This window comes from Brevibacillus sp. FW301-21C12A, from assembly GCF_058788915.1.
On sequence record NZ_JBYTBG010000073.1, the window covers coordinates 1 to 11509 of the forward strand.

Genomic DNA, 11509 nt, shown 5'->3' on the forward strand with positions numbered 1-11509 from the left:
TTTTGTTCCCTAGACAACCAAATACCAAAGATTATGTGTATTTTGAATGATGGGAAAAGATTAATGCAACGCTAGTGAATAAATATAATTGTTGAAAAAGTATAAAATTATCTATACAATGATGGAAAAAGACGAAAAAAGGAAGATGCAGGGATGAAAGAGCTATGGAGGCAGCATGCGTTTCGCTGGTATTGGCTCGGCATGTTCTTGTCGGGATTGGGCGATCAGTTTGGCTGGATGGGACTTACCTGGTTTGTCATGAAAAAAACGGGCTCGCCCGCCGCGATGGGGGGCGTCGTGCTCGCGTACATGTTGCCTGCTGTGTTTGCGGGACTGGTGGCGGGAGTGCTCTTGGACCGGTTCGATCGCCGAAAGCTGATTATGGTGGACAATGTAGCGCGCGGCCTGATTTATATCGCGCTGGTAGCTTTGCTTCTGGTCGACCATGTTCCGCTTTTTGTGATTTACGTGTTGATTGTCATTGCGGGTACGCTCTCTCCGCTCAGTACGGCAGGCGCCCAGACGCTTTTGCCGAGGCTTTTGGCCGACAAAAGACATCTGGTCAAGGCGAACGGCGTCATGGAAAGCCAGTGGCAGATCATTTACATGTTCGGTCCGGCGCTGGCCGGGGTATTGATCGGGCTGATTGGCGAAGCGTACGTGCTGTTGATTGATGCGGCCAGCTTCTTTGTCTGCGCACTCTGTTTTTCCCGCTTGCCAAAAGAAATGACGAAAAGCGCCAATCCGGAATCGGCGGCGCAACCCGCGCAGATCGGCTTGTTTTTGCGCTCGCTTTTCGCGGACATGAAGACGGGATACCGCTATTTGTTCGGGAAAAAGCAAATAGTGGCGCTCGTGCTGTTCACCTTTTTGTTCAATATGTCTTACGGGCCGATTGAGGTCGCGCTGCCGCTGTATGCCAACCAGAATTTGGCGGGCGGCTCGGTGGCGCTGGGGATGCTCTGGTCGTCGCTTGCGATCGGGGCGCTGCTCGGGTCTTTGTTTTTCTCGACGATTTCCTGGCGGATACCGTTGGGCGTGACGTTGGCGGGCATTATCGTTTTGTGGGGAATTACAACCATGCCGCTCGCGTTCTTTTCGCGGCTGGAGGTGGCGATGATCGCGATGGCTTTGGCGGGCTTCAGCTATTCGCCGTATAACATCATGTACCGAAGCTACCTGCAAAGACAAGTACCGGATGCTTTGCTGGGCAGGGTTATGACGAGCATCCGGACGATTACAGGCACAGGCATGCCGGCTGGCGCGGCAGTCTCGGGGGTGCTGATCCCTACACTTGGCGTGCAGGGACTGTTCGGAGCCGGGGCCGCTGCCTGTATCGCCTGCGGGCTTTTGGCCTTCGGAGTATTGAGGGACCTGGAGAGTCCGTCACTTGCGGTTGAGGAGCGGGGCGACTAGCTGTTTGATGCGCTGCGGCAAAAGCGCATAGAGCACCGACAGCATTTTCAGGCGATAGGGCATTGCCACTTCGGAGCGGTTGGCTTGTACGGCTTTGTAAATGTGGCGGGCCGTTTCGTCTGCGGAGAGCAAATAACGGGCGACCTTGCTGCGATACGCCCCGGTCCTGTCTGCCTTTTCCAAAAAAGGAGTGTCGATCGGCCCGGGCATGGCGCAGGTGACGCGAACGCCGCTTCCGGCAAGCTCGTGCTGCAAGCCTTCGCTGAAGCGGATCACCGCCGCTTTGCTCGCGGCGTAGACGGATGCCTTGGCGGTCGCGACTTGTCCGGCGAGCGAGGCGACGTTCACGATGTGTCCCGAGCCACAGTCGAGCATCAGCGGCAAAAAGGCGCGCGTGGTGTACATCACGCCGGCAATGTTTGTGCGCAACGTTTCCTCCAGCTCGTCAATGTCCATGCCGATGAGTGGCTCGAACACGGCAATGCCCGCATTGTTGTACAGGATGTCGCACCTGCCGAAGCGGACGTGCACCCAGGCGGCAAAGCGGCGGACGTCCTCGTTGTTTCCGACATTGACAGTATAGGAAAAAAAGCGGTTGGAATCAGGGACCGGAGTAGTCAGGGACTCGTGGTTGACGGGCTTGCGCGTTGCGGCGATGACGAGGTCGCCTTTTTCCAGATGCAGTCGCGTCAATGCCTGCCCGAGACCGCCGGAAGCCCCGGTAATGACGACCACACGGGGAGAGCTCATGGGACCATCCTCTTTTCTGTAGCTGTTATGTTTCACAAGTATAACCTCTAGACGAATGGTGAAGGATAGCGTCTAGGAGGTGAAAGCATATGCCAGAAGTAAGATGCAGCGTAGCAAACTGTGAGTACTGGGCGCAAGGCAATCTTTGCAGCGCCGACGAAATCATGGTGGAAATCGACGCACATGCCAACGCAAACACGAAGGAAGAGTTTGCTGGCGAGTACGGGCAAAACACAGGCCATAAGGATCATGCGACGAAGTCGTCCGAGACCTGTTGTCTGACGTTCAAGCCGAAAAAGTCTGAGAAGAAGTAAAGGAAAGCCTTCGAATGAGGCTAACCGACCCGAAGCGTGACTGCGCGCGGACATTTGCCGCAGACACTTGCAGAGCTTCTTCGTGCGTCTTGGCGCTCAAAAAGACGTATCCCGCCATGGAGATACGTCTTTTTGCGTGGGCGCAATCAGGGCAGAGGTTACACGCGGGCTTGTCCAAACGCAAGCTCTTTGACCTTCCTGTCGACTTCTTCCCAGGAGGTCACGCGGTGCACCAGCTCGGGGAGCCGGGCTTGATTGTACGGCGTATCGAATAAAAAGACGGGAATCTGCAAAGCTTCGGACAACTGCAAGGCATTTTCCAGCCGATCCTCCAAAAACAGGTCCACGCCCCATCTTTGTGCGGCCGCCAGCTTGTCGTGGGAGCCGACCAAATCGACTTCATGGTAAGGGATTTGGTAACGGGCAAACCAGTTCAGCGTCACGTCGTGATGACGCGCTTCCCTGGCGCTGATGTAGATCAGCTTGTGCGCAGGATACCACTTGCGCAACACCTGATCGGCAATCCCGTGCACAGGTGCCTCGTCGTACAGTCGCTCGCCGTTCTGGTCGAGCCACTCTTCAAATTCCGCGTCTGTAATCTGATATACGTTGGCCAAATTGTACTCGTAACAGTCTTCATATCGTAAATCTCTTCCAAAGCTCTCGTTCATCAATGGCACAATGCTGCTGGGTGACGTCACCGTACCGTCAATATCAATGCCAATGGTTAGGATTTTCTCTGGTTTCATCCTCTCGCCTCCAGTTTAAATTGTACACCGCGGGCAGACAATAAGGCTACTTCCTTCACTAACAAATCCTTTACCAAAAAAGGGGCTGAGCATGGTATGTTGGATCGACGTGAACGCATGAATGCGAAGCGGAAGGAAGATACCGGCTTTTCCGAGACAGTAGATCAGCACGACAGGGAGTTTGCGGTGGAGACCTGGACCCAGGCTGCCTTCGACGAACACGAAGGACGCTCCAGGCGAAGGATTCACTACGACCCACACTCTTTGACAGAGCGCTATTCAGGCGAGCTGGACGACCGAGTGGACAACGACAGGGTGGAAAACGATTTTTCGGAGCGCCTGGATGGAGTCGTTCTGACACGGGAGGACCGCGCGCCGGTCGCTTCTGTACGAGACGACGATATCGAGGCCGCAGCGGAAATCGCCGAACCGATCCCTGCGCGCCGTTCTGTGCGTGAGGTCAACGATGACGAGGACAGTCGGGAAAGCGGAGCCAGCGGGATCGGCATGACAGGACTGGGGCTATCGATCCTGTCCCTGTTCCTCATGCCGTACCTCGTGGCCCCAATCGGGATGGTGCTTGGCTATTTGGCGTATCGCCGGGACTCGCGAACGCTGGGAGCTTGGGCGATGATCGTGGGGGCGATCTCCATTTTGGGAGCGCTCGTCATTTACCCGTACTACACGGCCCGCTAAGCCGCATCAGACCGCAAAAAACCTCTCTGGGCACAAAACGGCCCGGGGAGGTTTTTGCATTTGCTCGCTCAGTTCGTGTACAGACGGGACAAAAACGGAGTTGTCGCCGCAATGACTGCCTCACAGAAAACGTCCGCCCGGTTGACGCGGCCGCCAGTCAAAAGGGCATACGCCCCGCCGCGGTGATTGCTCCCGGTAGTCTGGCCCCATTCGTCGATGATGACATTCAGTTCAATTCCTTCTGCCAAAATGCGTTCGGCTGCCTGCTTAGGGATCGGAAAAGCCAGTCCTTTTCCCAAATACAGCTCGCTTCCGTTCCAGGCCGCGCAGACAGAAATCAAATACCATTGCTGGGTAAATTCCTGATCGTACATCAGGCCGCCCTCCAGCCCAAGCCCGATGTGCGCCTCGCAAGCGGAGGCCAAGGCCGCTTTTGCCCGGTTGATGGCTCCGGCAATCGTCTCTTTCTCGCTCATCGGCTGGGCAGACACACCGGAAGGGACGGACAGGCAGATCGGGTCTGCTCCCGTCGCCTTTTGTACCGCCAGACGCTTTGCTTCGTTTTGAGTGCCCAGCGCATAGCGTAATGGTGCGTTCTTCATCTGGATCGTTGTCACCTCTTCTGTCGGGATTGCTCAATCGCTACTGGTAAGTATACCACTTCCCCAAATATGGAGGTGTTGTGTTAAGATAAGTCCATATAGAGAGCGAGTCAGAAATTACAGAGAAAACGGGGAGTGGCAGATGAAATTTACCAAATTGCATGGCTTGGGCAACGACTATGTGTACGTCAACTGTTTTGAAGAAACGTTGGCGGGGGTGGATCTTCCCGAACTGGCAAGACGGGTCAGCGACCGCAACTTCGGCATCGGCGGGGATGGGCTGATTCTGATTCTGCCGTCGGAGCGGGCTGATTTTCGCATGCGTGTCTTCAACAACGACGGAAGCGAGGCGAAAAACTGTGGTAACGGCTTGCGCTGCGTGAGCAAGTACGTCTACGACCACGGCTTGACGCAGCAGAAGACGTTTACCGTCGAGACGCTCGGCGGGATCATGAAGCCGGTTGTCTCGCTTGGTGAAGACGGAAAAGTCGAGCAGGTGACGATCGACATGGGCGAACCGCGCTTTGAGCGGGCGGCGATTCCGATGACAGGCATCCCGGAGGAGCAGGCGCGCGAGGAAGTGCTGGAAGTGGACGGCACCGTGTTTACGATGACGGCTGTTTCCATGGGCAACCCGCACGCGATCATTTTCGTCGACGAAGTCCGGGACGAGGACGTGCGCAAATACGGGCCGCAGATCGAGTTTCACGAATGGTTCCCGGAGCGCACTAACGTCGAATTTATCCAAATATTGAATCGGGAAGAAATTTTGTTCCGCGTCTGGGAGCGTGGATCGGGTGTGACGCTGGCATGCGGCACGGGCGCTTGTGCAGCGGCAGTCGCGGCAACGCTCGCGGGCAAAGTCGACAGAAAGGTCACGGTGCATCTGGCCGGAGGCGACCTTTTTATCGATTGGCGGGAAGAAGACAACCGCGTCTACATGACCGGGCCCGCTACCGAAGTGTTCGAAGGAAAGTATGTAGGGCCGATCCCGTATAAATAAACGTCTGTCCCCTTGGGCAAAAGTTTGCGATGAGACAAGTTTTATTGCTTTATCTGAAGCTGTACGATGCCAAACGCAGGGAAAGCAAGCGGGCGCGACTGCTGTTTCTAACCTTTTGACTTTGGCACGTAAAAAAGCCGTTCCGGTCGTTTCAGCCGGAACGGCTTTTCTGATGGCAGTTGCTATTTTCCTGCCGCAATGCGGATGGCGGCCTGATGGTCTGGGTCGACCAGGTTGTCTTTGTGGCGCAAGCTGCCAGGGAAGTGAATATCGAAATGCCCGTCAAAATCGTTGTCGGCAATGTACTCGATGCTGTGCGGCATGGACGACATCGAAGCGGCGAGGCGTCTGCCATCTACTTCGACGATGACGGGACGGATGCTCCAGGAAAAGCTTCCTCCCCAAATGCTTTTGATCGCAGCGCTGTCAGCAGCGGTCAGCGGCTCCGTATCCGAGTGGGAAGCGCCGATTGTTCGTTTGACCATGAAGCTTTTTCCGGTGGCAAAATCGGTCACTTTTGCGGTCGCGTTGATCGGGAACAAGTACTGGGCTGCTTCGAACCAGTCGAGATACTCACCGTATTTGGCGCCAGCCGTCGCTGTTTTCGGGATGTGGTGCACCGGAATGGTGACGACCTGGCCGATTTGCAAATAGTCCGACTCAGACAGTTTGTTTACTTGCAAAAACTCGGTAAAAGGGATGCCGTGGGCAATGGAGATCGTCCAGGGCGTATCTCCCTTGACGACCTGATAGCGAGTATTCTCGACCCAAGGCTTGTCCTGCTCAGCCTTTGGCTTTGGCTGGGGCGTTTCCGCTGCCGGCTCCTGCGTCGGGATCAGCAGCTTTTGCCCGATGAGAATTTCGGTTGTTTGGAGGTTGTTTGTATTCACAATTGTTTGAATGCTTACGCCGTGATTGGCAGCGATCTTCCACAGGACGTCGCCGCGTTTCACCGTATAGACGGTAGAGCGGGGAGGTATGTACAACTTTTGTCCAACCAGAATCATGTCTGACGTCAATTGATTCGCCAGCTTGAGCTGCTCGACGGTAATCTGGTTTTTGTAGGCAATATTGCCGAGCGTATCTCCGGGCGCAACCTGAATCGTTTGGGCAAAGGCCGATGTGACAGGGAGCAAGCCAGCAACCAGTGCAGTCTGCAGGGCGAGACGTTTCCAGCGTGTTGTTTTGAACATGAAAGCCTCATCGATGCCGTAGCGTGATGTGTGAAGTGGTTCATCTTGATTGTACGCAGCCGGCAGGTCCGCTTTCATCCGGTAAATCTATCCTCCATTGGTCGGCACTTCCACCAGACGCGAAAATTGCATCCTTTTGCCTCGAACGCAAAGCCGCAACAGTGCTTTTGGACATAAAAATAGCGCGGTTGCGGCAACAAAGTCGTGCCAGCACCCACGCTATTGAAAACAAATTAAGCGAAAAGTCACCCGTTGTACACCTCATTTAGGTATGCGACGTCATTGCGGTCGAATTGAGGAGTTGTCTTGTTGATTTTGGCCAGTTCCGCCTGCAATCTTTTCAATTCTGCTTCCATCTTACTGATTTTTTCCTGCATAGCCTGTGTTGTCATCGCTGCTCTCTCCTTGTGGTTTTCTTTTTTCTAAATTTATTGACAATTCTAACGAAAGCCCGTGGTATTGTAAATAGCTTAATTTTGGATGTAAGCGCTTTAGTTGTGAAAAGTGTGTGAACGCTCGCTCGGATTCGCGCGAGATGGCTGTTTGCAAGGCAAAATGGGGGAAAATAACAGGAGAAGTACACTCGACAGTATGTTCTTCGGGGACAGTCGTGTTATGATGAAGGGTAGACTTAGGGCAGCTCGCCCTCAGGGAAGGTGTGGACTGGTGATTTACTTAGACAACAGTGCGACAACCCGGCCTCATCCAGAGGTGATTGAGACCGTGAGACGGGCCATGGAGAGCTATTACGGAAATCCGTCCTCGTTGCATCAAAAAGGGGTAGAGGCGGAAAACGTGCTCAAGCAGGCACGAAAGGTTGCCGCGCAGTACCTCGGCTGCAAAGAGGGAGAGGTCTTTTTTACCTCCGGAGGCACGGAAAGCAACAATACGGCAATCAAAGGCATTGCCTTTCAATATCAGAACAGAGGGAAGCATATCATTACGACCCAGGTGGAGCATCCGGCTGTCTATGATGTATGCAAACAGCTCGAAAGCTTCGGGTTCACCGTGACCTACCTGCCTGTGGACCGGGAAGGGCGCGTGTCGCTGGAAGACGTGAAGCGTGCCCTCCGGCCTGATACGATTCTCGTTTCCGTCATGCACGTCAACAACGAGCTGGGGACGATTCAGCCTGTTGCGGAAATCGGACAGTGGCTGAAGCAGTTTCCGAAGGTGCTGTTTCACGTCGATGCGGTGCAAGGGATCGGCAAAGTGCCGCTGCGGCTGCAAGATTCCGGGATTGATCTGTTGAGCGTCTCGGCGCACAAGTTTTACGGTCCGCGGGGAGTAGGCATTTTGTACAAGCGCGAAGGACTGATTATACATCCGCTGATAATGGGCGGCGGTCAGGAGGGCGGGATTCGCTCGGGAACGGAAAATCTTCCGGCGATTGCTGGCCTGGCCAAAGCGATTCGGATATTGGAAGAGCTCGGCCATGGCGAGGTCAACAGGCTGCAAGGCTTGCACCAGCAGCTTCGTGAAGGCATCCAGCGAATCGAGGGCTGCATCGTCAATACGCCGGAAGCGGGCGCAGCGCCGCATATCATGAACCTGTCTGTGCCAGGCGTGAAGGCGGAAGTGCTGCTGCACGCGTTGGAAGAGCGAGGCTTCCTCGTCTCCACCAAGTCGGCTTGCTCCTCCAAGGCGAACGAGCCGAGCCGGGTGCTTACGGCAGCAGGGATTGATCGCGATTGTGCGCTGTCCTCGCTGCGCATCAGCCTGGGCCGGGAAAATACGAGCGAGGAAATCGCCCAGTTTTTGACGGCGCTGCAAACGTGTGTAGGTAGCTTGCGCTCGCTGCTCAAGCCGCAAGCTGCGCCAGATCGCAGAAAATAGTGGAAAACGAAACGACCAAAGGAGATAACTATGAACTACGATGTCATTTTGATTCGATATGGCGAGCTTGCCCTCAAAGGCAAAAATCGCGATCAGTTTGAAGATGCGCTGGTCAGAAGCGTGAAAAGCGTGCTGCGCTCCTTTTTCAAGGTGAAAGTGAGACGCAACTACGGACGGATGTACGTCGAGCTGCACGGCGAAGATGCCTACGCCGTCATGGAGCGCCTGAAGCGCGTTTTTGGCATTTCCTCGTTCAGTCCGACCATTCAGGTGGACCCGGATATCGAGACGATCAAGGAAAAAGCGCTGGAGCTGATCCGTCAGTTGAAGCCTGAGCCACGCACGTTTCGCGTCGTTACGCGCCGCGCCGACAAACGCTATCCGATTCCTTCGATGGAAGTCAACCGCATCGTCGGCACGCACATTTTGCGCGCGCTTCCTGCGATCAAGGTCGACGTGCACGAGCCGGAGACGATCGTCAATCTGGAAATTCGCGCGGAAGGCACGTACATTAGCTGTGAAACGATTCCCGGCCCAGGCGGCTTGCCTGTAGGCGTGAGCGGAAAAGTGCTGTTGCTTTTGTCAGGCGGTATCGACAGCCCTGTCGCTGGCTGGATGATGCTCAAGCGGGGGGTTACGCTCGAAGCGATCCATTTCCATAGCTATCCGTTCACCAGTGAGCGCGCCTTGCAAAAAGTGCGGGACCTCGCGCAAAAGCTGACCAAATGGGGAGGAACGGTCCGTCTGCACGTCGTACCTTTTACGGAGATCCAGACGGCCATTCGCGAAAAGTGTCCGGAAGATTACTTGATTACGATCATGCGCCGCTTTATGATGCGCGTCTCTGAGCGTGTGGCGGAAAATACGAAGGCAAAAGCTCTGGCGACAGGCGAGAGTCTGGGCCAGGTCGCTTCGCAAACATTGGAGAGCATGGACACGATCAACAAGGTGATTTCGATTCCGATTTTGCGCCCGCTGATCGGGATGGACAAAGTCGACATTACCGATCTGTCGCGCAAAATTGATACGTATGAGCTGTCCATTTTGCCGTATGAAGATTGCTGCACCGTGTTTACGCCGAAAAATCCTGTGACGAGACCAAAGCCGTACCTCGCGGCCAAATTTGAAGAAGCGCTGGACGTGGAGGCGCTTGTCGAGGATGCGGTAGCACGCACCGTGATCGAAGAGATTACGACCAAGCCAAAAGAAACGACAACCGATCTGTTTTAAAGCTTTTTTATAGAGAAAACGCGTGACAGGGGAGAAGAGGCATGATTATCCGCTATGAGCGTAACGGCAAGGTAAAGCATGGGTGGATGGTAGAAGAGGATCACAAAGTGCGCGTGATCGAAGGGGATATTTATAAAGTCCAAACGGCGAAGCCGATCATGACGGGACTGGAGCTGCCATTGGACGAAATCAGCCTGAAAGCGCCGTGCGAGCCGAGCAAAGTCGTGTGCATCGGCTTGAACTACCGGGACCACGCGGCCGAGATGGGGATTGAGCTGCCGAAAGAGCCGCTGATGTTCTTGAAGCCGTCCACGACTGTCGTAGGTCCGGGCGAGCCGATTGTTTATCCTAAGCTGACCGGGAATCTTCACTATGAAGGCGAGCTGGCGGTTGTCATGAAAAAGGAAGCGAAAAAGGTAAAGGCTTCCGAGGCGGATGACTACATTCTTGGCTTTACGTGCGCGATTGACGTAACTGCCCGCGATTTGCAAATGAGCGATGGTCAATGGACCCGAGCAAAAGGCTTCGACACGTTTTGCCCGCTTGGACCGGCGATTGCGGCGAAGCTGGATTATGCCAATCTGCGCATCGTGACGCGCGTAAACGGAGAAGTGCGGCAGGACGCCAGCACGAAGCAGTTGATCTTTACCATCCCGCAGCTAGTGGAGGCGGTATCCGCAGTCATGACTCTTCGGCCTGGCGATGTCATTTTGACCGGAACACCTTCTGGCGTGGGCGAGCTGAAGGTCGGAGACGAAATCTCTGTCACGATTGAAGGGATTGGCACCTTGACGACACATGTCGTTGCCGAGGAATAGTTTTTGGTTTTGGGAGCGACTGACAGAAGCGGCCCCCTTCTTTTCGGGAAGGGGGCTTGCTTTTTCCTTCTATCTATATGTGAAGGAGCTGCTGTTTCGCATCTGTGCACGGCGGAAGGAAAAGCGCTCGGCTATTCTTTTTCGTTCGGATCGTCGTGGATCGGATGAGCCGACGGGTCCTGGCGCGGCAAGTCTTGATGCATTTGACGTGTTTCGTAAGTAAAGCGAGTCGTCGTGGAATGCTGTCCTGGCTCCCAGCCAGTCGCTTTTCCAAGGCGAGCTTCATTGGTGGAGGCGCCGTATGGACCTTCCGGAAACTCCTCCTGGAGAATTTCGTTGCGCTGTGATTCAACTGTCGATAACTCACTGTATTGTTCGCTTTGGTCGTAGGTTGGTTTTGGATCCATCGTAGCACCGCCTTTTTAAAGTGAGGTAAGGCAAAAAAAGACAAACAGGGGTGTTTTTGCAGGAGTTGCACGCATAGTGTGAAATAAAAAGGGAATCACTATTCGTTTTTTGGTTGACTTATGGCTTGAGTTTCGTTATATTTAAATTCTGCTTCAAAAAGTCACCTCGATTGAAATTTTAGCGTAAAAAAAGTGAAAGAAAGTCTTGACTCAACACAGGTGATTTTGTTATATTAGATCTTGTCGCTGCTGAGTACAGCAAAATGGTTGAAAAACCTCTTGCAAAACAAAGCGTGATGTGATAAGATCGAAAAGTCGCCTTTGAGCGATTGGTTGATGAAAATGCTCTTTGAAAACTGAACAGCGAAAGCGTTGATGAGTCTATCATTAAAAGATTTGCCAGCTTTGAACCAGAAATAAACTTTATTGGAGAGTTTGATCCTGGCTCAGGACGAACGCTGGCGGCGTGCCTAATACATGCAAGTCGAGCGAGTC

General features: G+C 54.0%; 13 protein-coding genes and 1 rRNA gene. 8 read left to right on the forward strand and 6 right to left on the reverse strand.

Annotated features, from left to right (window positions below; genetic code table 11):
- Positions 1–153: 153 nt before the first annotated feature.
- Entirely contained in the window at positions 154–1416 is a 1263-nt protein-coding gene (locus tag AC3WQH_RS24295; protein ID WP_492332291.1) for an MFS transporter, read from the forward strand.
- Here the strand turns inward: AC3WQH_RS24295 and AC3WQH_RS24300 are convergent.
- Positions 1387–2166, reverse strand: a complete 780-nt coding sequence (locus tag AC3WQH_RS24300) for an SDR family NAD(P)-dependent oxidoreductase (protein WP_007783267.1) — start codon at positions 2164–2166, stop codon at positions 1387–1389. The genes AC3WQH_RS24295 and AC3WQH_RS24300 overlap by 30 nt on opposite strands.
- Before the next feature lie 89 nt (positions 2167–2255).
- Here AC3WQH_RS24300 and AC3WQH_RS24305 point away from each other — a divergent pair, with 89 nt between their 5' ends.
- Positions 2256–2480: a DUF1540 domain-containing protein gene (locus AC3WQH_RS24305; RefSeq protein WP_005833595.1), complete on the forward strand. Its 225-nt coding sequence runs from the start codon at positions 2256–2258 to the stop codon at positions 2478–2480.
- A 158-nt stretch (positions 2481–2638) separates the two neighbouring features.
- Here the strand turns inward: AC3WQH_RS24305 and AC3WQH_RS24310 are convergent, their stop codons facing one another.
- The gene (locus AC3WQH_RS24310) at positions 2639–3229 is read right to left on the reverse strand and encodes a nucleotidase (RefSeq protein ID WP_007783273.1); all 591 of its coding nucleotides are present in this window, start codon (positions 3227–3229) and stop codon (positions 2639–2641) included.
- Positions 3230–3325: 96 nt separating this feature from the next.
- Here AC3WQH_RS24310 and AC3WQH_RS24315 point away from each other — a divergent pair, with 96 nt between their 5' ends.
- Positions 3326–3925 (forward strand): DUF1700 domain-containing protein, encoded by a 600-nt coding sequence (locus AC3WQH_RS24315; protein ID WP_005833592.1) that lies wholly within the window; start codon positions 3326–3328, stop codon positions 3923–3925.
- A 68-nt stretch (positions 3926–3993) separates the two neighbouring features.
- Here AC3WQH_RS24315 and AC3WQH_RS24320 read toward each other — a convergent pair whose 3' ends face one another.
- Positions 3994–4527 carry a DUF84 family protein gene (locus AC3WQH_RS24320; protein WP_005833591.1) on the reverse strand — a complete coding sequence of 178 codons (534 nt, stop codon included), beginning with the start codon at positions 4525–4527 and terminating at the stop codon, positions 3994–3996.
- 142 nt (positions 4528–4669) lie between these two features.
- Between AC3WQH_RS24320 and dapF the strand changes: the two genes are divergently transcribed.
- Positions 4670–5530, forward strand: coding sequence for a diaminopimelate epimerase (dapF, locus tag AC3WQH_RS24325; protein WP_005833589.1), 861 nt, complete (start codon positions 4670–4672; stop codon positions 5528–5530).
- A 182-nt stretch (positions 5531–5712) separates the two neighbouring features.
- Here dapF and AC3WQH_RS24330 read toward each other — a convergent pair whose 3' ends face one another.
- Both AC3WQH_RS24330 and AC3WQH_RS24335 read right to left on the reverse strand, forming a co-directional pair.
- Positions 5713–6723, reverse strand: coding sequence for a LysM peptidoglycan-binding domain-containing protein (locus tag AC3WQH_RS24330; RefSeq protein WP_122952682.1), 1011 nt, complete (start codon positions 6721–6723; stop codon positions 5713–5715).
- A gap of 245 nt (positions 6724–6968) precedes the next feature.
- Positions 6969–7115: a hypothetical protein gene (locus AC3WQH_RS24335; protein WP_005833584.1), complete on the reverse strand. Its 147-nt coding sequence runs from the start codon at positions 7113–7115 to the stop codon at positions 6969–6971.
- A 274-nt stretch (positions 7116–7389) separates the two neighbouring features.
- Between AC3WQH_RS24335 and AC3WQH_RS24340 the strand changes: the two genes are divergently transcribed.
- From AC3WQH_RS24340 to AC3WQH_RS24350, 3 genes are read left to right on the forward strand one after another with little or no spacing between them, the layout of a single operon-like run.
- Positions 7390–8559 carry a cysteine desulfurase family protein gene (locus AC3WQH_RS24340; RefSeq protein WP_025843945.1) on the forward strand — a complete coding sequence of 390 codons (1170 nt, stop codon included), beginning with the start codon at positions 7390–7392 and terminating at the stop codon, positions 8557–8559.
- A 30-nt stretch (positions 8560–8589) separates the two neighbouring features.
- A complete protein-coding gene (thiI, locus tag AC3WQH_RS24345; protein WP_005833580.1) occupies positions 8590–9789 on the forward strand; it encodes a tRNA uracil 4-sulfurtransferase ThiI in 1200 nt (399 codons plus the stop codon).
- 41 nt (positions 9790–9830) lie between these two features.
- Positions 9831–10607, forward strand: coding sequence for a fumarylacetoacetate hydrolase family protein (locus AC3WQH_RS24350; protein ID WP_005833579.1), 777 nt, complete (start codon positions 9831–9833; stop codon positions 10605–10607).
- 131 nt (positions 10608–10738) lie between these two features.
- Here the strand turns inward: AC3WQH_RS24350 and AC3WQH_RS24355 are convergent, their stop codons facing one another.
- Entirely contained in the window at positions 10739–11014 is a 276-nt protein-coding gene (locus tag AC3WQH_RS24355) for a hypothetical protein (RefSeq protein ID WP_005833577.1), read from the reverse strand.
- Positions 11015–11437: 423 nt separating this feature from the next.
- On the opposite strand from AC3WQH_RS24355, the gene AC3WQH_RS24360 reads away from it, so the two are divergent.
- Positions 11438–11509, forward strand: a 16S ribosomal RNA gene (locus AC3WQH_RS24360); the annotation flags it as partial.

Coding starts and splice junctions, on each gene's coding strand:
- AC3WQH_RS24295 (WP_492332291.1), top strand. CDS start 154: ATGAAAGAGCTATGGAGGCAGCATGCGTTTCGCTGGTATTGGCTCGGC.
- AC3WQH_RS24300 (WP_007783267.1), bottom strand. CDS start 2,166: ATGAGCTCTCCCCGTGTGGTCGTCATTACCGGGGCTTCCGGCGGTCTC.
- AC3WQH_RS24305 (WP_005833595.1), top strand. CDS start 2,256: ATGCCAGAAGTAAGATGCAGCGTAGCAAACTGTGAGTACTGGGCGCAA.
- AC3WQH_RS24310 (WP_007783273.1), bottom strand. CDS start 3,229: ATGAAACCAGAGAAAATCCTAACCATTGGCATTGATATTGACGGTACG.
- AC3WQH_RS24315 (WP_005833592.1), top strand. CDS start 3,326: ATGTTGGATCGACGTGAACGCATGAATGCGAAGCGGAAGGAAGATACC.
- AC3WQH_RS24320 (WP_005833591.1), bottom strand. CDS start 4,527: ATGAAGAACGCACCATTACGCTATGCGCTGGGCACTCAAAACGAAGCA.
- dapF (WP_005833589.1), top strand. CDS start 4,670: ATGAAATTTACCAAATTGCATGGCTTGGGCAACGACTATGTGTACGTC.
- AC3WQH_RS24330 (WP_122952682.1), bottom strand. CDS start 6,723: ATGTTCAAAACAACACGCTGGAAACGTCTCGCCCTGCAGACTGCACTG.
- AC3WQH_RS24335 (WP_005833584.1), bottom strand. CDS start 7,115: ATGACAACACAGGCTATGCAGGAAAAAATCAGTAAGATGGAAGCAGAA.
- thiI (WP_005833580.1), top strand. CDS start 8,590: ATGAACTACGATGTCATTTTGATTCGATATGGCGAGCTTGCCCTCAAA.
- AC3WQH_RS24350 (WP_005833579.1), top strand. CDS start 9,831: ATGATTATCCGCTATGAGCGTAACGGCAAGGTAAAGCATGGGTGGATG.
- AC3WQH_RS24355 (WP_005833577.1), bottom strand. CDS start 11,014: ATGGATCCAAAACCAACCTACGACCAAAGCGAACAATACAGTGAGTTA.